Source organism: Erythrobacter sp. HKB08 (assembly GCF_004114695.1).
GTDB lineage: Bacteria > Pseudomonadota > Alphaproteobacteria > Sphingomonadales > Sphingomonadaceae > Parerythrobacter_A.
On sequence record NZ_CP035310.1, the window covers coordinates 1,454,578 to 1,475,362 of the forward strand.

At 64.3% G+C, this 20,785-nt stretch carries 20 protein-coding genes; 9 read left to right on the top strand and 11 right to left on the bottom strand.

All coding sequences use genetic code 11. The annotated features are described in order from the left end of the window. Positions 1-17: 17 nt before the first annotated feature. Entirely contained in the window at positions 18-1,388 is a 1,371-nt protein-coding gene (locus EO245_RS06950) for a glutamate--cysteine ligase (protein WP_128892240.1), read from the bottom strand. Positions 1,389-1,484: 96 nt separating this feature from the next. Next, positions 1,485-2,231 (bottom strand): 16S rRNA (uracil(1498)-N(3))-methyltransferase, encoded by a 747-nt coding sequence (locus EO245_RS06955; protein ID WP_128892241.1) that lies wholly within the window; start codon positions 2,229-2,231, stop codon positions 1,485-1,487. 38 nt (positions 2,232-2,269) lie between these two features. Here EO245_RS06955 and ubiA point away from each other — a divergent pair, with 38 nt between their 5' ends. Beyond that, positions 2,270-3,178 carry a 4-hydroxybenzoate octaprenyltransferase gene (ubiA, locus tag EO245_RS06960; RefSeq protein ID WP_128892242.1) on the top strand — a complete coding sequence of 303 codons (909 nt, stop codon included), beginning with the start codon at positions 2,270-2,272 and terminating at the stop codon, positions 3,176-3,178. Positions 3,179-3,181: 3 nt separating this feature from the next. Further along, positions 3,182-3,805, top strand: a complete 624-nt coding sequence (locus EO245_RS06965; RefSeq protein WP_128892243.1) for an SOS response-associated peptidase — start codon at positions 3,182-3,184, stop codon at positions 3,803-3,805. A 33-nt stretch (positions 3,806-3,838) separates the two neighbouring features. On the opposite strand, the gene EO245_RS06970 is transcribed toward EO245_RS06965, so the two are convergent. Continuing rightward, complete coding sequence (locus tag EO245_RS06970; protein ID WP_128892244.1) at positions 3,839-4,210, bottom strand: VOC family protein; 372 nt, start codon at positions 4,208-4,210, stop codon at positions 3,839-3,841. 111 nt (positions 4,211-4,321) lie between these two features. On the opposite strand from EO245_RS06970, the gene soxR reads away from it, so the two are divergent. Continuing rightward, positions 4,322-4,771: a redox-sensitive transcriptional activator SoxR gene (gene soxR, locus EO245_RS06975; RefSeq protein WP_128892245.1), complete on the top strand. Its 450-nt coding sequence runs from the start codon at positions 4,322-4,324 to the stop codon at positions 4,769-4,771. Here the strand turns inward: soxR and EO245_RS06980 are convergent. Next, positions 4,768-5,295: a histidine phosphatase family protein gene (locus EO245_RS06980; RefSeq protein WP_128892246.1), complete on the bottom strand. Its 528-nt coding sequence runs from the start codon at positions 5,293-5,295 to the stop codon at positions 4,768-4,770. The two genes, soxR and EO245_RS06980, sit on opposite strands and share 4 nt — an antisense overlap. Continuing rightward, positions 5,292-8,015 carry an ATP-dependent DNA helicase gene (locus EO245_RS06985; protein ID WP_128892247.1) on the bottom strand — a complete coding sequence of 908 codons (2,724 nt, stop codon included), beginning with the start codon at positions 8,013-8,015 and terminating at the stop codon, positions 5,292-5,294. The genes EO245_RS06980 and EO245_RS06985 overlap by 4 nt, the downstream gene beginning before the upstream one ends. Before the next feature lie 102 nt (positions 8,016-8,117). Here EO245_RS06985 and EO245_RS06990 point away from each other — a divergent pair, with 102 nt between their 5' ends. Then, positions 8,118-8,738 (top strand): DUF305 domain-containing protein, encoded by a 621-nt coding sequence (locus EO245_RS06990; RefSeq protein ID WP_128892248.1) that lies wholly within the window; start codon positions 8,118-8,120, stop codon positions 8,736-8,738. Here the strand turns inward: EO245_RS06990 and EO245_RS06995 are convergent. Further along, entirely contained in the window at positions 8,735-9,007 is a 273-nt protein-coding gene (locus tag EO245_RS06995; RefSeq protein ID WP_128892249.1) for a metal-sensitive transcriptional regulator, read from the bottom strand. The genes EO245_RS06990 and EO245_RS06995 overlap by 4 nt on opposite strands. Positions 9,008-9,087: 80 nt before the next feature. On the opposite strand from EO245_RS06995, the gene EO245_RS07000 reads away from it, so the two are divergent. The 3 genes from EO245_RS07000 (at position 9,088) to EO245_RS07010 (ending at position 13,794) form a co-directional block, all read left to right on the top strand. Next, positions 9,088-10,815 (top strand): copper resistance system multicopper oxidase, encoded by a 1,728-nt coding sequence (locus EO245_RS07000; RefSeq protein WP_128892250.1) that lies wholly within the window; start codon positions 9,088-9,090, stop codon positions 10,813-10,815. Then, positions 10,812-11,948, top strand: a complete 1,137-nt coding sequence (locus EO245_RS07005; protein ID WP_128892251.1) for a copper resistance protein B — start codon at positions 10,812-10,814, stop codon at positions 11,946-11,948. The genes EO245_RS07000 and EO245_RS07005 overlap by 4 nt, the downstream gene beginning before the upstream one ends. A 211-nt stretch (positions 11,949-12,159) precedes the next feature. Next, the gene (locus EO245_RS07010) at positions 12,160-13,794 is read left to right on the top strand and encodes a lysine--tRNA ligase (RefSeq protein WP_128892252.1); all 1,635 of its coding nucleotides are present in this window, start codon (positions 12,160-12,162) and stop codon (positions 13,792-13,794) included. An 18-nt stretch (positions 13,795-13,812) separates the two neighbouring features. Here EO245_RS07010 and EO245_RS07015 read toward each other — a convergent pair whose 3' ends face one another. Beyond that, positions 13,813-14,481, bottom strand: coding sequence for a 2OG-Fe(II) oxygenase (locus tag EO245_RS07015; RefSeq protein ID WP_128892253.1), 669 nt, complete (start codon positions 14,479-14,481; stop codon positions 13,813-13,815). Between the two features lie 103 nt (positions 14,482-14,584). Here EO245_RS07015 and EO245_RS07020 point away from each other — a divergent pair, with 103 nt between their 5' ends. After that, positions 14,585-15,133 (top strand): cytochrome b, encoded by a 549-nt coding sequence (locus EO245_RS07020; protein ID WP_128892254.1) that lies wholly within the window; start codon positions 14,585-14,587, stop codon positions 15,131-15,133. A 105-nt stretch (positions 15,134-15,238) separates the two neighbouring features. Here EO245_RS07020 and EO245_RS07025 read toward each other — a convergent pair whose 3' ends face one another. After that, positions 15,239-16,258 (bottom strand): RcnB family protein, encoded by a 1,020-nt coding sequence (locus tag EO245_RS07025; RefSeq protein ID WP_164931277.1) that lies wholly within the window; start codon positions 16,256-16,258, stop codon positions 15,239-15,241. Between the two features lie 207 nt (positions 16,259-16,465). Between EO245_RS07025 and EO245_RS07030 the strand changes: the two genes are divergently transcribed. Beyond that, a complete protein-coding gene (locus EO245_RS07030; protein ID WP_128892255.1) occupies positions 16,466-17,035 on the top strand; it encodes a pyridoxamine 5'-phosphate oxidase family protein in 570 nt (189 codons plus the stop codon). 12 nt (positions 17,036-17,047) lie between these two features. Here the strand turns inward: EO245_RS07030 and EO245_RS07035 are convergent, their stop codons facing one another. From EO245_RS07035 to ettA, 3 genes are all read right to left on the bottom strand, one after another. Next, the gene (locus EO245_RS07035) at positions 17,048-17,485 is read right to left on the bottom strand and encodes a peptidylprolyl isomerase (protein ID WP_128892256.1); all 438 of its coding nucleotides are present in this window, start codon (positions 17,483-17,485) and stop codon (positions 17,048-17,050) included. A 119-nt stretch (positions 17,486-17,604) separates the two neighbouring features. Next, entirely contained in the window at positions 17,605-18,903 is a 1,299-nt protein-coding gene (locus tag EO245_RS07040) for an MASE1 domain-containing protein (protein ID WP_164931278.1), read from the bottom strand. A gap of 55 nt (positions 18,904-18,958) precedes the next feature. Further along, complete coding sequence (ettA, locus tag EO245_RS07045; protein WP_128892258.1) at positions 18,959-20,638, bottom strand: energy-dependent translational throttle protein EttA; 1,680 nt, start codon at positions 20,636-20,638, stop codon at positions 18,959-18,961. Positions 20,639-20,785: the final 147 nt, after the last annotated feature.

Below are 20,785 nucleotides of genomic sequence, written 5' to 3' on the forward strand. Positions count from 1 at the left end.
GGCGTCTCTCCCCGCTGTCAGAAGCTGTACTTGTAGACCCGCTTGATGTCGCCGGCCCATTCGCCGTGATACTTGTCGAGCAGGCGCTGTGCCGGAACCTTGCCGCTTGCGACGATCTCGTCGAGCGTTTCGAGGAAGCCGGTCTCGTTGTCGCCGCTCGTATTCAGCCGCGCGCGGTTCGACAGGCCGAGGCGCGCGATTTCGAGGATGTCCTTGCCCAGATCGCGCATCGTGCCGCCCCGCGGGAGCGGGGTGTCGAGCGCGTGCTTGGGAACCGCGTTGCGCAGTTCCTCGCGTTCCTCGACGCTCCAGTGCTTGACCCGGTCCCATGCTGCATCGAGCGCAGTCTGGTCGTAGAGCAGGCCGACCCAGAAGGCGGGCAGGGCGCAGATGCGGCTCCACGGCCCGCCATCGGCTCCGCGCATTTCAAGGAAGCTTTTCAGGCGTACTTCGGGGAATGCGGTCGAGAGATGGTCCCACCAGTCGCTCGCAGTCGGCTTTTCTCCGGGTAGGGCGGGCAGCTTGCCGTCGAGGAAGTCGCGGAAGCTCTGGCCGGCTGCGTCGATATATTTGCCGTCGCGGAAGACGAAATACATCGGCACGTCGAGCATGTAGTCGACCCAGCGTTCGTAGCCGAAGTCCTCGTCGAACACGAAGGGCAGCATGCCGGTGCGATGCGGGTCGGTGTCGGACCAGATGTGGCTGCGATAGGAAAGGTAGCCGTTGGGCTTGCCCTCGGTGAACGGCGAATTGGCGAACAGCGCGGTCGCCAGCGGCTGGAGCGCAAGGCCGGTGCGGAACTTCTTCGCCATGTCGGCTTCGCTCGAATAGTCGAGGTTCACCTGGATGGTGCAGGTGCGCAGCATCATGTCGAGGCCGAGGCTGCCGACGCGCGGCATGTGCCGCATCATGATCTCGTAGCGCCCCTTGGGCATGATCGGCAGCTCTTCGCGCGTCTTGTCGGGCCACATGCCGAGGCCGAGGAAGCCGACGCCGCAGCGCTCTCCGATTTCCTTGACCTGCGAAAGGTGCCTGCCGGTTTCCGCGCAGGTCTGGTGCAGGTTTTCAAGCGGTGCGCCGGATAGTTCGAGCTGGCCTGCCGGTTCGAGGCTGACCGTGCCGTCTTCGCCCTTCATGGCGATGACCTTGCCGTTTTCCTCGATCGGCTCCCAACCGAAATCGCGCAGGTTCATCAGGATGTCGCGGATGCCGCAAGGCTCGTCATAGGATGGCGCGTGAAAGTCGTCGCGCTTGTAGACCAGCTTCTCGTGTTCGGTGCCTATCCGCCAGGCATCTTTCGGCTTCTCGCCAGCCTGCATCGGAGCGACGAGTTGGTCGCGGCTCTCGATGATGGGGTCTTCGGCCCCCGAACTCTCCCGTGTGCTCATGGCAACGGCCCTAGGCGCGAGAGATTGTTGAGAAAAGTGCAAATTGCATTCTGCAACGGGTAGTCAATCTTGCGCGCCGCAGGCTCGGACCCATTCTCAGGCCCAATCCCCGCGCGAGGCCATCCATGCCGAGATTGCCGCAATCGCCGCCGTTTCGCCGCGCAGAATGCGAGGGCCAAGGGAAATGGCTTTGGCCTCGGGATGGGCGCGGATCAGCTCGCGCTCCGCATCGTCGAAACCGCCTTCCGGGCCGATCAGCAGGCCGGCCGGGCCGTCGTGCGCTGCAAACGCTTCGAGTGCCGGCTGGCCGCCCAATTCGTCGGCAAAATAAAGCGCGCGGCCCGTCGGCCATTCGCGCAGCAGTGTTCCGAGCTTTTCGACCCCGGCAATGTCGGGGAGCGCTGTGCGTGCGCATTGTTCGGCTGCTTCAGTCACGATCGTCCGGGCGCGATCGAGATTGAGCTTGTCCGCCACGCAGCGCCGCGTGACGACAGGTGCGATCCTCGCCACTCCGAGCTCGGTCGCCTTCTCGAGCACAAGGTCGAAGCGGTCCTTCTTGAGCAGGGCGGGGCAGAGCCAGAAATCCGGCACACTCTCGCGTTCGCGCAGTTTTTCGACCACCGACAGCTCGATGCGCCGCTTTCCCGCAGAAGCGACTTTCGCGGCCCATTCGCCGGTCTGGTTGTCGCAAAGGATCACAGCATCGCCTTCGCCGACACGCATGACCCGCGAAAGATAATGCGCCTGATTACCTTCGACCGGCACTGAGCCGCCTTCCTCGAGCCGCTGCTCGACGAACAGGCGCGGTGCGCTGCGGGGCGGCCAGGCGGGTGTCGCGGGCATGGCTTTGCACTAGGCCCGCCCGGCGCTAGGGAGCAAGCGTGAACGAACAGATCGTCCCCGACAGCGAACATCGCGGCCTCGTCGCCCGGCTCCCGCAAGTTCCGAGAGACCTTGCACAATTGGCGCGATTCGACCGGCCGATTGGCTGGTGGCTCCTGTTTTGGCCCTGCGTCTGGGGCGTGTGGCTGGCCGGTGCGGGCTGGCAGTTCGCCATGCTCGGCTGGCTGTTGCTGGGCAGCATTGCAATGCGGGGCGCGGGCTGCGTCTACAACGACATCGTCGATGCCGATCTCGACCGGAAAGTCGCGCGCACAGCCGTTCGCCCGGTCGCAAGCGGGCGCATATCGAAAAAGGTGGCCTGGGGCTGGCTACTCGCGCTGTGCCTCGTCGGACTGGTCGTACTGCTGCAACTGCGCCTGGAGGCACAGATCGTCGCGCTGGCGAGCATCGTACTGGTTGCGGCCTATCCCTTCATGAAGCGGATCACCTGGTGGCCGCAGGCATGGCTCGGGATGGTCTTCACATGGGGGCTGCTGGTCGGCTGGACCCAGTTTCGCACCGACAATCTCGATGCGCTGGCGGCGATCTATCTCGGCTCGGCGCTGTGGGTCATCGGCTACGACACGATCTATGCGCTACAGGACCGGGAAGACGATGCGCTGGTCGGCATCCGGTCGAGCGCGCTGCGCCTCGGCTCCAAAGTGAAGGCAGGCGTGGCGATGTTCTACGCCGCCACCCTTGCGCTCTGGGGGCTGGGCTTTTGGCTGCTGCGCGAGGACTGGATCGCATTGCTGACGCTGCTGCCGGTCGCAATGCATCTCGGCTGGCAGGTGGTAACGCTCGATGCCGACGATCCGGACAATCCGCTCGAGCGGTTCCGTTCGAACCGCTGGGCAGGCGCATTAATGGCGGCAGCCTGCTTCGTCGTCGGCAACGCAGGAGCCTGAGCCATGTGCAATCTCTACCGCATGACCAAGAACGCCGACGAGGTCGCCAAGTGGTTCGATGCGATCAACGAGATGGGCGGCGCGAATTTCGGCAGCGAAGTCTATCCCGGCTATCCCGGCGCAGTGATCGCGGACGGCAAGCTAACGAAGATGAGCTGGGGCTTCCCGCTGCAGATGAAAGGCAAGAACGGCCAGCCGCTGAAGCCCAAGCCGGTCAACAACACCCGCACCGACAAGCTCGACAGCTTCTTCTGGCGCTACAGTTTCGAGGAACGCCGCTGCCTCCTCCCGCTGACCGCATGGGCCGAGGCGGAGGGGACGAAGGGGGCCAAGACCCGAAGCTGGCTTTCGATCCCCGGCGCCGAACTGTTCGCCTGCGCGGCGATTTGGCGGGACACCGATGAATGGGGCCCCGCCTACTCGATGGTGATGACCGATGCGGCAGGCGTCGCAGCCGAGGTGCACACCCGCATGCCGGTCATCCTTGCGCCGGACGACTATGCCGTCTGGACGGGCGGCGAGCCTGCCGAGGCGCGTGCTCTCTGCCGGCCTTGGGAAGGCGACCTCGAGATCGACCGGACCGACCAGCCCTGGTCGGGCGGGGCCTCGCAGGCTTCGCTGCTTTGACGGCGGGCGAAAAGCGGTTCGCGGATCAGCGGCTCATTCATAGCTGACCACCTCGAATTCGATCCCGTCCCAGTCGAAGAAATAGAACCGGCGGCCCGGCTCATAGTCATCGTGTCCGAAAGGCTCGAGGCCCGCGTCCGCGACAATGGTTTCCGCCGCGTCGAGGTCGTCCACCAGCAGTCCGACGTGATTGAGCGGCTGCCCCTTGCTGAACCGTTCCCGCGCCTCGCCGTCGGTGTAGAGAGCGAGGTAGGTCGTCTCGTCGCCGACATGGATTGTCTTGCCGCCTAGTTGCGATGGTCCGCGCCAGCGCTCGTGCCAACCAAGCAGGCGCGTGAAGAGCGCTGCGCTGCGCTCGGGGTCGGATACGGTAAGATTGGCGTGTTCGATCTGGCCTTTCGGCATGATGACGCTCCTTGCGTTGCGCGAGAAGAAGCCCCTCGCGAATCGGGCGTCCATAGAAATGGAACCTCAAGTAAGGTTGAGGTCAAACGCTTTCTGCGCTAGCTTATGCGAATGACCGGAAAATCGAGCACGGATCTGCTTCCCATTGGGGAGCTCGCACGGCGAACGGGCCTGTCGGTCTCGGCGATCCGCTTCTACGAGGAGAAGGGCCTGATTGAGGCGCTGCGCACGAGCGGCAACCAGCGCCGCTTCCTGCGCTCCGATATCCGGCGGCTGAGTTTTATCCTCATAGCACAGCAGCTCGGCCTCTCGCTGTCGGCGATCGAGGAGGAGCTGAAGCGGCTCCCTCAGGGACGCAATCCTACCGCGCGCGACTGGCGTGCGATCAGCCGCTCGATCCGGGGCGAGATCGATGCGAAGATCACCATGCTCCAGCGCACGCGCGACCAGCTCGACGGCTGTATCGGGTGCGGTTGCCTCAGCTTGAAGAAGTGCCGCCTCTACAATACGGAAGACCGGCTCGCGTCGGAAGGGCCGGGGCCGCGGCAGGTGCTGCGCTAGCTTTCCGGACCGAGCGCCGGGTCCAGATCGCGCGGCCGCTTGAAGTGGACGAGCTTGCCGCAATCCTTCGCCAAGTCGGACCAGTCGTCGATCCGAAGCTCGAACACGGCATAGGTCGCCGTCGGATACTTGGTCGCCGCCTCGTCGAATTCCGGCGTCTCGGATTCCGGCGGGACGAGCGTGTAGAGCATTTCCTGGAGGCCGGGATTGTGGCCAGCGATTAGGACGGCATCGGCATCGCCCGCATGCTCCTGGATGACTTCTATGATGGTCGCAGGATCGGCGAGATACAGCCGCTCATCCCAAGTCGCTTCGACATCGGGAAGGGCGTTCTCGAGCGTGCGCTTGACCCGCTCGGCCGGGCTGGCGAGCACCATGTCCCACTCCTGCCCATGCTCGCGGATGTGCCGTCCGATCAGCGTTGCGCCCTTGCGCCCGCGATCGTTGAGCCCGCGATCGAAATCGCGTTTGCCAACGTCGTCCCAATCGGACTTGGCATGGCGCAGCAGGCCGAGTGTCTTCACGTTTCCTGACCGTCCTTCTGTTCCACTGCCACGGCTTCCCCTGAAACACCGCCCGCGACGCGTTGTAAAGCCTCATCCAGTGTCAGCCGTATGACCGGGGTGCCTTCGGGAAAGGCGGAGAGGAGGCGCGAGGGGAAGGCGGCCGATAGCACGACGAAATGGCCCTTGTCGTCCTTGCTGCGGATGAGACGGCCAAACGCCTGGGCGAGCCGCGCTCGGATAATGCGGTCGTCATAGGCCCCGCCGCCGCCCGCCGCTCGCCGTGCGCGGTGGAGGATCGAGGGCTTGGGCCACGGCACCGCCTCCATGACGACGCAGCGCAGGCTTTCGCCCGGGACATCGACCCCGTCGCGCAAGGCATCGGTGCCGAGCAGGCTGGCCTTGGGATCGTCACGGAAGATGTCGACCAGCGTGCCGGTGTCGATCGGATCGACGTGCTGGGCGTAGAGCGGCAGGCCCGCGCGGGCTAAGCGGTCGGCAATCCGACCATGCACGATGCGCAGGCGCCGGATCGCAGTGAACAGGCCGAGCACGCCGCCGCCTGCCGCCTCGATTAGGCGCGCATAGGCGCCGGAGAGCGCTGGCAAGTCGCCGCGCTTGATATCGGTGACGATCAGGACCTCGGCCCGGTTGGCATAATCGAACGGGCTTTGCGCTTCGGACAGGCGTGGCTCGACCTCGATATGCGGCGCGCCGCTTGCCTCGATGGCGCTTTGCCAGTCGTCTGCATCGCGCAGGGTCGCGCTGGTCAGCATGACGCCGTGGCTCGGCTCAAGCACGACCTTGGCGAAGGGTTTCATCGGGTCGAGCCAGTGGCGATGGATGCCGACATCGAACTCGCGCGCTTCCGACCTGTCGACCGCGAACCAGTCGACGAATTCGGGGTCTGCCGGGCCGCCGAGACGGTCGAGCAGGGCTTCCCACGCTGCGATCAGGTTCACTCGCCACGAAAGCGAATGGCGCGCGCCCTCGATCCGCGCGCGTCCCTGCGCATCGAGCCAGTCGGGCGCGTCCTCGAGAATCGCCTCGAGCCTCACACCTAGCTTCACCAGCGGTGCGCGGATGGCGGCGAGTGCCCGCTCAGCCTCCTGCGCGGCTTGGATGAGATTGCCCGGCAGCTGCGCGACTTCGGTTTCGATTCCGTAGCCGGCTTCCTGCCCGCCGCTTTCGTCGCGCGCATAGGTCAGTGCCCGCACGGCGGCTAGCAGCTTCTCGATTGCACCGAATGCCTCGCCGTCGTTGAGGCGTTGGAGCCAGCCGTCGGAGGGAAGGGCGCCTGCTGCCTCGATCGCCGCTTCGATCGCCTCGCCGCCATCTTCGTCATAGCTCGCAATATCGGCGAGCCGCGCCGCAAGCCCGCGCCTGCGGCCCTTGGACTTGCGCTCCGGCCCGATGATCCAGCGGCGCAGCTCGATCGCTTCCTGCCCGGAAAGAGCGGCAGAGAAGGTCGAATCCGCCGCGTGAAAGACATGATGACCCTCGTCGAATACGATGCGGGTCGGGCGCTGGGCATGATCGCGGCCGCGCGCGGCGTTGACCATCACCAGGGCGTGGTTGGCGATGACGAGGTCGGCTTGCGCGCTCGCCCGCGCGGCATGTTCGATGAAGCACTTCCGGTAATGCGGGCAGCCCGCATAGACGCACTCGCCGCGCTGGTCGGTGAGCGAGGCGATACCTCGCTTCCTGAACAGCGTGCCGAGCCAGCCTGGCAAGTCGCCGCCGATCATGTCGCCATCCTGCGAATAGGCCGCCCAGCGCGCCACCAGCTGCGCGAGGATCGCCGCTCGCCCGCCGAAGCCGCCCTGAAGAGCGTCCTCGAGGTTGAGGAGGCAGAGGTAATTCTCGCGCCCCTTGCGCACGACGACCGGCTGCGAACCGTCGCCGCGCTTGTCGGGCCAGGCTCGCCGCGCCTCGCCGCGAAGTTGGCGCTGGAGGTTCTTGGTGAAGGTCGAAACCCAGACCGTCCCTTGCGAAGCGGCGGCCCACAGCGAAGCAGGCGCGAGATAGCCCAGCGTCTTGCCGATCCCCGTGCCCGCCTGTGCAAGTAGGACGTGCGGCAGCTTCCTCTGGTCGCGCGGCGCGAACACGCCGGCGACGGCCTTGGCGTAATTGCGCTGCCCCTCGCGCCGTTCCGCACCGAGGCCGGTGAGATGTTCGAGCTGCGCCTCGACCTCGTTCTCCTCGATCAGCACTTGCGCAGGCTGCGGTCGGTCGGCGGTTTCCTCCCATTCCGGCAGACGCGAAAAGAGCCATTTTTCCGGTTTCACCGGCTTGGCGACATGGGGTGAGAGGACCTGCGCCCAAGGCCACCGCAGCCGCATCAGCGATTGCAGCGAGGACCAGGCGCCTTCACGTTCGGGCCAGTCCTCGCTCTCGCAGTGCTCCACGAGCACACCGGCCGCCTGCTGAAGCATTGCGGGTACCGCGTCGTCGCTCTCGGGCGGATCCAGACCCAACGCGCTCGCGAGCCCCTTGGGCGTCGGTACGCAGAAGCGGGCGGGGTGCACGAACGCGAACAGTTCGAGCAGGTCGAGACAGGACAGGTCGGGATAGCCAAGCCGCGTCGCCACAAGCGGGGCATTGAGCAGCAGCATCGGGGTGTCGGATGCGGCGACGATCGCCTCGCCCTTGGAACTGCCCCGCGTCGCGCCATTGGCGTCGCGAATCCATGTGCCCGCATGGGAGGCGTGAATAGCTGGAAGGGGGAGCGGTACAGCCACGTCCGCGCGTTAGAACACAAGTGGAACGGGCCGCAAGGGGCTCCGGACAATTGGAACCAGCCTTTGGGACCGTCCGTTGGGCGGAAAACAGGAGAAACTACAATGTCCAACACTCATTCGAGCGAAAACGGAAGTTCCCACGGCGGTAAATGGACAACGTTTTTCGCCATGATCGCGACGTCGATCGTGACGATGTTCGTGCTCAAATATTCGAACGTCTACGAGCCCGATCACATCTTCTTCAGCCAGACCCGCATGTGGATGGCGCTGATGATGGGCATGGCGATGATCGTCATCATGCTCGGTTTCATGTGGGGCATGTACAAGAGTTTCGCGACCAAGGTGCTCGTCATGGTCGGGGCGGTCATCGGTTTCGCCCTGTTCCTCTTTCTCGCCCGCAGCCAGCAGACGGTCGATGACGAGGCGTGGATGAAGGCGATGATCCCGCACCACTCGATCGCCGTCCTGACCAGTCGCCGTGCAGAGATCAGCGATCCGCGCGTGCGCAAGCTGGCCGATGCGATCATCGAGGCGCAGGTGAAGGAAATCGCCGAGATGAAGCTCCTGCTCGAGGATATCGAGGTCAACGGCGAGCAGGGCGATGGAACACCAATCCCGCCGCGCACCGCAGAACTGACCCCCAAGCTGCTCGATGAAGCGGAGGACGCGCTCGAAAAGCCGATGACCCCGGAACTTCGCGAGGAAGTCGAAACAGGGACCTAGCGGCGCTGGCGTTCCATCAGTTCGATGAGTTCTTCGAACTTCTCGCGCTGCTGTGCTTCGTCTCCGCTGGCAATCGCCTCGGAGACGCAGCAGGCGGCGTGATCCTTGAGGACCTGGCTCTCGACTTTGGCGAGGGCCGACTTGATCGCCGCGATCTGGTTGAGCACGTCCATGCAGTACCGACCGTCCTCGACCATCTGCGCAACACCGCGCACCTGGCCGGCAATCCGGTTGAGACGTTTGATCTTTGCGTCGGCTGCATCGGACATTGCGAAACGATCCCTTGGCTATACCCCTCGGGGGTATATATAGGAGCGCGATATCACGCTTCGCAAGCACTACAGGTACCATGACCATCCAGCTTTCCCGTCGCCGCCTGATTACCGGTTCCGCCGCACTCGCAGCCGCTTCGACGCTAGCCATGCCCGCATGGGCCAGGGGGCGATCGCTTACGCACGCGGGGCGCGGCTTTGGCGAGGTGTCGGGCGAGGATATCCACCTGCGGATCGCCGACCACCACTTCGAAACGGGCGGGCGCTCGGGCCATGCCTTCGCGGTCAACGGCACCGTGCCGGGCCCGCTGGTGCGCCTGCGCGAAGGGCAGAACGTCCGGCTTCACGTGAAGAACGACCTCGCGGAGGATAGCTCGATCCACTGGCACGGGCTGCTGCTGCCGTTCCAGTTCGACGGCGTACCGGGCGTCAGCTTCCCGGGTATCAAGCCGGGCGAGACCTTCACCTACGAATTCCCGATCCGCCAGAACGGCACCTACTGGTGGCACAGCCACTCGGGCCTGCAGGAGCAGGCGGGGCATTACGGCCCCATCGTCGTCGAGGCCGCCGAACCCGATCCTCGCTACGACCGCGATTACGTCGTGCTGCTCAGCGAATTCACGCCGATGCATCCGCATGAAATCGCCCGTAAGCTGAAGGTCGGAGAGCATTACTTCAACAACACCATGCAGACTGCGACCGAGGGCGATATGCCGATCGGCGAGCGGATCATGTGGGGCGGCATGCGGATGAACCCGCGCGACATTTCCGATGTCACCGGCTCGACCTACACCTACCTCGTCAACGGCCACGGCCCGGCGGACGATCTCGAATTCCTGTTCACGCCGGGCGAAAAGGTGCGCCTGCGCATCATCAACGGGTCCGCCATGACCTTCTTCAACGTCCGCATTCCGGGCGTTCCGATGACGGTCATCGCCGCTGACGGGCAGGACGTGCAGGATGTGACGGTCGACGAATTCCAGATCGGTACTGCGGAAACCTACGACGTGATCGTCAGCCCGCCCGATGGCAGCCATGCTTTCGTTGCCGAGGCTATGGATCGCAGCGGAATGGGCATCGCGAGCCTCACCAGCCACAAGGGCCACCGCGCGACGCCGCCGGCATTGCGCGAGACGCCGACGCTGACCATGGTCGACATGGGCATGGGCGGCATGGACCATTCGGCACATGGCGGCATGGAAGGCATGGACCATGGGGCGGGCGGAATGGACCATTCCATGCGCGATACCTCGCAGCTTCCCGATGATGTGAAGGTCGGCCCGGGCGTCGACATGGTCAGCCCCATGCCGGTCGACCGGATGGATTTCCCCGGCCTCGGCCTCGATAAGGTGACGCACCGCGTGCTGCGCTACACCGACCTCAAGGCGAAGCGGATGAACCCGCATCGCACCGTCGAGCGCGAGATGGAGATCCACCTCACCGGCAACATGGAACGCTACATGTGGTCGTTCGACGGGAAGAAGTTCTCCGCCGTAACCGACGATCCGATCCGCTTCGGGTACGACGAGCGAGTTCGCGTGAAGCTCGTCAACGACACGATGATGGCGCACCCGATCCACCTGCACGGACATTTCTTCGAGCTGGTAAACGGCGATCCGGGCCACAACATGCACCAACCGCTCAAGCACACCGTCGTGGTGCAGCCCGGCGGCACGGCGACCTTCGACGTCACCGCGAACGAGCCGGGCGACTGGGCCTTCCACTGCCACCTGCTCTATCACATGCACGCAGGCATGATGCAGACCGTGACCGTGCGACCCTTCCCGAAGGGAGACGGCGCATGATCCGGCTTGCCCTCCTTGCCGGTGCGGCAGCGATCGCAACGCCGCTCGCCGCACAGGACCACTCTGCGCATGCCGGGCACCAGGCCCAGCCTGCCGAGCCCGAGATGGACCATTGCGCGATGGGCCATCTCCCGCCCGAGCAGTGCCCACCGAAGCACGAGACGCCCGAGGATCATTCGCAGCACGGTGCGATGGACCACTCGAAGATGGACCATTCGGGGCACACGACCGATGCCGCGAAGGACGAGCATGCCGGTCACAGCGCGATGGATCATTCGGGCCATGGGGCTTCATCCCAGCAGGACGAACACGCTCGCCACGCCGGTATGGATCATGGCCAGATGAATCATGGCGCGGATGACAAGTCCGCTCCCGGCGCAGCGCCCGAAAGCGCTGTCCCGCCCCGCGCATTCGAAGGCCCGCTCCACGCAGCCGACGCGATCTGGGGTGAGGAGACCATGGCCCGTGCCCGTGCTGCGAACCATGCGACTCATGGCGACATGAAAACCGGCGTCGTGATGATCGAGCGGCTCGAGGCGCGCATTCCGACCGAGGGCGGCGAGGACGGTTTCCTGTGGGACGGCCAGGCCTGGTACGGCGGCGATATCGACAAGATTTTCTTCAAGACCGAAGGCGAGGGCGAGTTCGGCGGCGCAGTCGAAGATGCGGAAGTCCAGCTGCTCTGGAGCCATGCGATCGGCCCGTTCTGGGATTTCCAGGCGGGCGCGCGGCTCGATATCGAGCCGGAGACGCGGAGCCACCTCGCACTCGGCGTTCAGGGCCTCGCGCCTTACATGTTCCATGTCGATGCGGCGGCATTCCTTTCCGACCGCGGCGATGTGACTGCGCGGATCGAGGGCGAGTACGACCAGAAGATCACCCAGCGCCTGATCCTCCAGCCTCGCGTCGAGCTCGAACTGGCGGCACAGGACATCCCCGAGCGGGAGATCGGTGCAGGGCTGACCAAGATCGAGCCGGGCCTGCGCCTGCGCTACGAAATGGCCCGCGAGTTCGCGCCCTACATCGGCATCGAATACGAAGCGAAACTCGGCGAGACGGCCGACATCGCGCGCGCCAATGGCGAAGATGCGGCCGGCTTCAAGCTGCTCGCCGGCATTCGCGCCTGGTTCTGATTTTTCCGAACTAGGGTTTGACAGGATCGCCTGCCCGAACTTATCGGATGGCTGGTCGCTTGAGATAGCGACACACGAGAGGCTTTGATTTTGCGACAGAAACACCTTCGAAAACGCAGGTAAGGCGGCCAAGCGGCCGTTCGTTTCGTCATAGCTCGCGCGCGCCTTCGCGCTTGCAACACAATCAGCTCTCAATCAAAGCACCCAAACCATGACCATGACCGATCTCATCGAAGCTGCACGCGTATCCAAGGCCTGGCCGTTCCAGGAGGCGCAGCGGCTGCTCAAGCGTTATCCGGACGGCGCGAAGCCCGACGGCTCGCCGATCCTGTTCGAAACCGGCTACGGCCCCTCGGGCCTGCCGCATATCGGCACGTTTCAGGAAGTCCTGCGCACCACGCTCGTGCGCCGTGCATTCGAGGCGCTGATCGGCGCGAAGCCGGAGGATGGCAAGACCCGTCTCGTGGCCTTTTCCGACGACATGGACGGGCTGCGCAAGGTGCCCGACAATATCCCGAACGCGCATATTCTGGAGGAGAACCTCCACAAGCCGCTCAGCCGCATTCCCGATCCGTTCGAGAAGGGGCACGAGAGCTTCGCGGCGCACAACAATGCCAAGCTGCGCGAATTCCTCGACCGCTTCGGATTCCACTACGAATTCATCGCGGCGAACGACATGTATAACTCGGGTCGTTTCGACGATGCGCTGCGGCAGGTCCTGCGCAAGAACCAGGACATCCTCGACATCATGCTGCCGACCCTGCGCGAGGAACGGCGGCAGACCTATTCGCCGATCCTGCCGATCTCGCCCACCACGGGCCGTGTGCTGCAAGTTCCGGTCGAAGTGGTCGATGCCGAAGCGGGCCTGATCCGCTTCACCGACGAAGATGGCGCAACGGTCGAACAATCGGCCCTCGGCGGCATGTCCAAGCTGCAGTGGAAGGTCGACTGGGCGATGCGCTGGTATGCGCTCGGCGTCGACTACGAGATGTACGGCAAGGACCTGACCGACAGCGGTGTGCAGTCGGGCAAGATCGTCAAGGTACTCGGCGGCCGCAAGCCGGAGGGGCTCATCTACGAGATGTTCCTCGACGAGAACGGCGAGAAGATTTCCAAGTCGAAGGGCAACGGCCTGACGATCGAGGAATGGCTGACCTACGGCAGCGAGGATTCGCTCGGCTTCTACATCTTCCCGAACCCGAAGAGTGCCAAGCAGCTCCACGTGGGCGTGATCCCGCGCGCGGTCGACGATTACTGGCAGTTCCGCGAACGCCTCGCCGAACAGCCGCTCGACAAGCAGCTCGGCAACCCGGTCTGGCATCTCGAGCGCGCAAACGGCGGTTTTGAGGGCAGCGAGGCACCCGGCGCGGGCGACAGCCTGCCGGTGACCTACGGCCTGTTGCTCAACCTCGTCAGCGTGCTCGGCGCGGAGGCGGAGCGCGACGCGGTGTGGTCCTACCTCGGCAATTATGTCGAGAACGCCGATCCGGCCGCGCATCCCAAGCTCGACGAGCTGGTTTCGACTGCGCTCGCCTACAACCGCGATTTCGTCGCGCCGCATCTCGTCAAGCGCGCGCCGACCGAGACGGAGGCTGCAGCCCTTCGAGCGCTAGACGATTTCCTCGCCAAGGCTCCGGCAGACATGTCGGCCGAAGACCTGCAGACGGAAGTCTACGAGATCGGCAAGCGCGAGGAGTTCGGTTTCGAAAACCTGCGCGACTGGTTCAAGGCGCTCTACCAGACGCTGCTCGGCAGCGACCAGGGGCCGCGCATGGGCAGCTTCATCGCGCTCTACGGCATCGAGAACAGCCGCAAGCTGATCGCAGAGGCTCTGGACCGCGCCTGACAGGCTGGCGCGGTCGCCTCACCCCCATTTGCGGGTGCGGTACCACTTGGTGATGATGTATTTCACCCCGTCGAGCACGGGCGTGCCGGCATGCATCGCGTCCTCGTTCGGCTTACCGGTTTCATCGGCATTGTTCCACACGAGCAACGCCCCCGGCTTGGGATCGATGCTGAGGCCGGCGTGGGTGAAATGCGTCGCGCCGCCCTGCTTGACCGGGTTGAGGAAGGCCATCGCGGTCCAGCTGCGCTGGCCGCCGCGCTTGCGTTCGAGCTTCCAGTATTCCTCGGTCGTGTAGAACCAGTCGTTGTGCGGCTTGAACTCCTGCCCCGGCAGGTAGCGCTGGCCCTGGATCGCCTCGCCCGTTTCCGGTTTCATGCCGAGCAGGTCGTCGATCCGCCGCGAGATACCCATGATGAAGGGATCGTGCGGGTTGAGATTGCCCGAGTAGGACGTGCGGAAACCGGTCGAATAGTCGACCTTGAACAGCTCGCTCGGCTGCGCGACGAGATCGATCATCGTCACCAGCCGCTCGCACTCAGCGCCGGTCAGGAAGCCGCCTATGCCATACAGCTCGAGCTTGTCGGTCGGTACCTTGTAGGCGCGCGGATCGGCTTCGAGCCGTTTGCGGACGGTATTGCCGACGCGCTTGAGCGCATCGCGATCGGGTATCGTTTCAGTCTTCGCCATCGCGGCATTTGGTAGCATCGCTGTCGCCGCTCGCAAGCCTTCTGCTGGACCGGCGCGAATGCGCTGCTATCTTCCGCCAATTCCTTGAGGGAGGGAGAACAAAATGGCTGAGGGTCAAACGCGCTATTCGCTCGGGGCGATGGCATTTCACTGGATCATCGCGATCGCCGTAATCTGGAACTGGCGTATCGCGGAGAACGCCGAGCACGCCGCCTCGCGGGAGGCCGCCGGGGCGATCATGGCCGATCACAAGGCGCTGGGGATTACCATCCTGCTGCTGACGCTCGGGCGGCTGGCATGGCGTCTCACGCACAAGGTGCCGCCGCTGCCGTCGACGCTGGCGAACTGGGAGCGCGTACTGGCGCGCACCGTCCATGTCATCTTCTACGTCATGCTGATCGGCCTGCCGATCGGCGGCTGGCTCGCGAGCAGCTTCTACGGCAAGGGCATCGACATGTGGGGCCTGTTCACCTGGCCCGCGCTGCCGGTCGGCGAGAATGCGGACACCGGCAAGGCAATCTTCGAGCTTCACGGTACCGGAGGCTCGATCCTGATCTACCTGATCGGCCTGCACATCCTCGGCGCGCTCAAGCACACATTCTTCGACAAGGCCGGCGGCATTTTCCGCATGCTGCCCTTCGGCAAGGCCTGAACGGGCAATTCTTCGAAGGCAAAAAATGAACCCCCGCCCTGATGGTCAGGACGGGGGTTCCCTGTCCGCGCGGGCCACTCTCCCGCGCGGCGAAGCTTTGGTCGCTTACCAGAAGAAGTCGTAGATCACGTCGACCACTTCGCCGGAGTAGATGTCCACGAGCAGTACGTCGTCGTAATAGCGGACCCAGCGATAGGGGCCGTAGACCTCCGGCAGGCGGTAGCGCCACGGATCGTTGATGTAATACCGGGCCGAGAAGAACAGGCTGTCGAGATAGAAGCCGATGCTCAGGCGGCGATAACGATATCCGCGATACGGCGCGTAATAGTGGCCGAGCCGGTAGATGTTCCGGTTGTAGGTGCGGTAGTTGCGCCAGTTGTAGCGGTGGTTGTTCCGCCAGCTGCGACGGTCCCACCGGCGGTGGTTGCGGTCGTAGCGGCGCTGGTCGCGATAGCCGTCACGGTAACGGCGACCATCCCGGTAGCTGTCGCGGTAGCCGTCGCGGCGACCTTCACGGTAGGCCCGCCTCGTATCGCGGCGATCATCCCTGCGGTCGGCACGGCGACCGTCGCGGTAGCCATCCCGATAGGTCCGGTTGCGCGAGGTATCGGCATAGCTGCGATTGCGCTCGCGGCGTTCGACACGGCGGTCGGTGCGGCGTTCGACCCTGCGATCGGCACGGCGGTCTGCCCGACGATCGACGCGGCGTTCGAAGCGGTCGCCGCGCGCATTGCTGCGGCGATCCATCGCGCGCTCGCGGCGGTCGATCTGGGCCTGGCGGCGTGCCTGTGCCGGAGCGATGGCCGGACCACGGTCACGGCGTTCGGCGCGGCGCTCACCACGGCGTTCATTGCGTACCTGCGCGGGACGCTGGCTACGCTGCGGCGCGACGGCTGCGCGGTCGCGGCGACGTTCCTGCCGGGCCTGCTGGCGATTGCCACGGCGATCCCGCCGCGCTTCGCGGCGTTCGCCGCGGTTCTGGCGGGCTTGCCCGCGATCACGGTCGCCACGTTCGGCACGCTGCTGCGCCTCGGCGGCTTCCGCTTCCGCAGGAACAGCGACGAAAGCCATCGCAAGCGCGAGGGCCGACGCGCTGCCCGCGGTCAGTAGTTCCTTGAGTGTCATTGCGGCTCTCCAATTGAGCAGGCCGGATATGCTCCGGCCAATGAAGTCGGCTGCCGCTGCCCACCCAGTGCGGCCCTGTTCGGTAAGAACCTGTTAGGATTCGGCAAATGACCCGAAACTGAACCGGTCATTGCGGCGTGCGTTAAGGTTTCTCTAGAGAAGTCTGAATGACTTGACGCTGAACGATGTTGGGAGGAGGGGAGCGCGATGTACGAGACGCTCGAAGACATCCGCGCCGACATCGATCGCCGCCTGGTCCGCGCCGCGAAAGACCGCAAATCGCCGATGCACACGCCCGTCGTCGCGACGGCCGATGCGGACCTGCGCGTCATGGTCCTGCGTGAATTCGACGCGGGAAAGCGCCTTCTACGCTTCCACACGGACCTGCGCAGCCCGAAGGCGCGCACGATCGGCGAGGGCGCTCCGGTCGGGGTGCTGCTCTACGACAAGGGCCAGAAGATCCAGGTCCGCTGCCGCGGCGAGGGGCGGATAGAGCATGATACGCCCGCGGTGCAGGCTGCATGGGACGCTGGCACGAACTTCGCCCGCCGCTGCTATCTCGGAGATGGACCGGGCGCGCTCAGCGACATGCCGACTTCTGGCCTCCCCGACTGGGCGGAGGGCATCCAGCCGACCGACGAACAGGTCATGCCGGCACGCGACAATTTCGCGATCCTGCTGGTCGAGGTCCGCTCCTTCGACTGGCTCTACCTCGCGCACACGGGCCACATGCGCGCGCAGTTCGATGGCGAGGAAGGGCGCTGGGTCGCGCCCTGACCCGGGCCGAAATCAGATCTTGGGCTTGATCGCCCGCAAGGTGAGATCGAAGGTCAGGTCCTCGCCCGCGAGCGGGTGATTGCCGTCGACCTTCACCGTCTCCTCGCCCACTTCGAGGATCTGCAGCATCATCGGCTGCCCGTCGGGCGTCTGCGCCTGCAATGCCATGCCGGGCTGCGGAGCGGGCTCCGGCGGCAGGTTCGCGCGCGGCAGGTCCATGACGAGCGCCGCATTGCGTTGCCCGAATGCCTGGTCGACCGGGATCGAGACGGTCTGCGCATCGCCGATCTCCATGCCGGTCAGCGCTTCCTCGATCTGCGGGAAAATCTGGCCGTTACCGAGCGTAATCTCCTGCGCCCCGACCTGCGCGGTATTGGCAATCTCCTCCCCGTCGGTGCGGCGGAGGATATAGTCGATGGTCACGGTGTCACCGCTGTTGGGAGTGGTCATGGAGTTCCTTTGGAATTCGTGTTCGCGGCTCGATCGAACCGCATCGGTCGCGCACCTCTCAGTAGGTCGCTTCGGCACGGAGTCTCGCAACTCCGCGAAGTCGAGTCAAACAGGGAGCGCTAGAGGGGCGCCTTGTCTTCGATTCCCTCTTGAGGGTTGTCGGTCGGGGGCACGATGGCACCGAGCGAATCCTCGATGTCGATCAGGGTGCCCAGGATCGTGGCGATTTCGCCGCGTGCGTCGAACTCTACCTCGGTGCGAAACTTGACGCGCCTGTGTGCACCGTCCTGCCGAACGATAGATCCGACATAGGAGAACGGAAGACCCGCGCGTAGTGCGACTGAGATCGCGTGATTGGCCTGCTCCCTGCATTCCGGGTGATGGGCATCGACGAGCGCATCGATACCCTTCGTCTGCTGTTGGGAAGTACCGAGCACCTTTTGCGCACCGGGCGACCAAGTAACGTCGTTGCTCGCAAGCGCGTAGCGCCAGTGTCCCATCTGCGCGGCATCCTCGGCGGCTTCGAGTGCGCGCTTGCTCGCGGCAAGTCTTTCGATGTCCTCTCCATGACGGGTCAGGAGCACGGCAATCGGAAGGACCGAAATGACGAGCGCGAAAAGGTACACCTGGAAGAACATCACCTGCCCCTCGATCCCGTCGAATGACTGGCTCACGATTCCATAGCCCATCGCCGTCAATAACGACCCTATCCCCGCCACGATGAGCAACGCGATCGAAGCGCCGCTCAGCCCGACGAGGAATGTCGTGAAGAGCACGACGACCATAGGCAGGAAGAAGAGTGGATACAGGGCCTGTCCGAAGGCGGCCACGCTGGCGAGACAAGTGGCAATGAACAGCCAGAAGGCGGGAAGCGAAATGAGCCTGCGGGCATGATCCGTGTCCTGGGCGACGAAGAGGATCGTAGGCGTCACAGTCAACATGCCGAGCAGCACGGTCGTAAGCCAGGAAACGATGAACTTCTGTTCCCACATGCCGGTCAGCAGAGCGGCAAGTCCGGCGCTGACTGCGCTCGCAAGAAAAGCAGCGATAGTGAAACCGGCAATCACCCGGGGGCGTGCGAACAACCCGTCGTCGCGAAGCAGGAAGCTCATGACGGCAAGGACGATCCCGCCTTCAACGAGGTTGGCCAGCGTATAGCCGAGCGCCGATAGAAACGAGCCATCGGCGAGGAGGTTTGCCGCAAGCGACCCAAGCGCGACACCGATAATGAGCGCATTGCGCCTGGCTTGCTTGAACAAGATCAGGCCTGCAACATAGACCCCACTTGCAGGCCAGACGGCCGCAATGCCGTCTTCGCCGCTAGTCAGGGACAGCGCGATGTGGGCACACCCGAAGTATGCAATGGCGAATACTATTGGCCACAGCATTGCACGCGTGCGTGCACTCTTGTTCGTCATCTTGTCAGTCCCCCAAGGTCGCGTGGCGCTTGGCAGGACTGACATTTATTAGCAATTAACGCGTGAGCTTCTTGTAGGCCAACCTGGTCGGACGATCCGCAGCGTCGCCCATGCGGCGGCGCTTGTCTTCTTCGTAGGCTTCGAAGTTGCCCTCGAACCATTCAACGTGGCTGTCGCCCTCGAAGGCGAGGATGTGCGTTGCGAGGCGGTCGAGGAAGAAGCGGTCGTGCGAGATGACCACGGCGCAGCCGGCGAAGTTCTCGATCGCGTCTTCGAGCGCGGCGAGGGTTTCGACGTCGAGATCGTTGGTCGGCTCGTCGAGCAGGAGGACGTTGCCGCCGGTCTTGAGCATCTTGGCCATGTGGACGCGGTTGCGTTCACCACCCGATAGCTTGCCGACGTTTTTCTGCTGGTCCGCGCCCTTGAAGTTGAACGCGCCGACATAGGCACGCGTGCTCATGTCGTGGCCGTTGACCTTCATGTAATCGAGCCCGTCGGAGATTTCCTCCCACACGTTGTTCGAAGGCGTCAGGTCGTCGCGGCTCTGGTCGACATATCCGAGGCGCACGGTGTCGCCGATCTCGATCGTGCCGCTGTCGGGCGTTTCCTGGCCGGTGATGATCTTGAACAGCGTGGACTTGCCCGCGCCGTTGGGGCCGATAACGCCGACGATGCCGCCGGGCGGAAGCGAGAAGCTGAGGTCTTCGAACAGCAGCTTGTCGCCATAGGCCTTCGAGATGTTCTTCGCCTCGATGACCTTGCCGCCAAGGCGCTCGGGCACCTGGATGACGATCTGCGCCTTGCCGGGCTTGCGGTCGCCCTGCGCTTCCTGGAGCTGTTCGAACTTGCGGATACGCGCCTTCGACTTGGTCTGGCGCGCGGCCGGCGTCTGCCGGATCCACTCGAGCTCGCGCGACAGGGCCTTCTGGCGGCCGCTTTCCTCGCGCGCTTCCTGTTCGAGGCGCTTGGCCTTCTTTTCGAGATAGGTCGAGTAGTTGCCTTCGTACGGGTAGTAGGACCCGCGATCGAGCTCGAGGATCCATTCGACGACATTGTCGAGGAAGTAGCGATCGTGGGTGATCATCAGCACCGCACCCGCATATTCCTTGAGGTGGTTTTCGAGCCACTGGACGCTTTCGGCGTCGAGGTGGTTGGTCGGCTCGTCGAGCAGCAGGATCGACGGCTTCTGGATCAGCAGACGGGTGAGGGCGACGCGGCGCTTCTCACCGCCGGAAAGGCTTTCGACGCCCATGTCCGAAGGCGGGCAGCGCAGCGCTTCCATCGCGATTTCGAGCTGGTTGTCGAGCGTCCACCCGTCGACCGCGTCGATCTTTTCCTGCAGCTCGCCCATTTCGGCCATTAGCGCATCGAAATCGGTGTCGTCCTGCGGATCGCCCATTTCGGCGCTGATTGCATTGAAGCGATCGACCATGTCGGCCGTCTCGCGTGCGCCGTCCTTAACGTTTTCGAGCACCGTCTTGGTCGGGTCGAGCTCAGGTTCCTGCGGGAGGTAGCCGACGGTGATGTTCTCGCCCGGCCATGCCTCGCCCAGGAAATCGGTGTCGATACCGCCCATGATCTTCATGAGCGTCGACTTGCCCGCGCCGTTCGGACCCACGATGCCGATCTTCGCACCCTGGTAGAACTGCAGGTTGATATTGCTCAGCACCGGCTTCTGGGCACCGGGGAAAGACTTGGTCATGTTCTTCATGACAAAGGCGTATTGCGCGGACATCGGAGGCGATCCTTCGGGGTAATTCGGGTGAACGGGATTTGCCCGCGCAGATAGGGACTGAAGGCGCTTCGGGCAAGCGCGCGGTGGCGCCGGCGGGCCGGTTTTGTGCGGTGACCGGCCTTCCGCTCCATTTTCGCCGAAAATTCA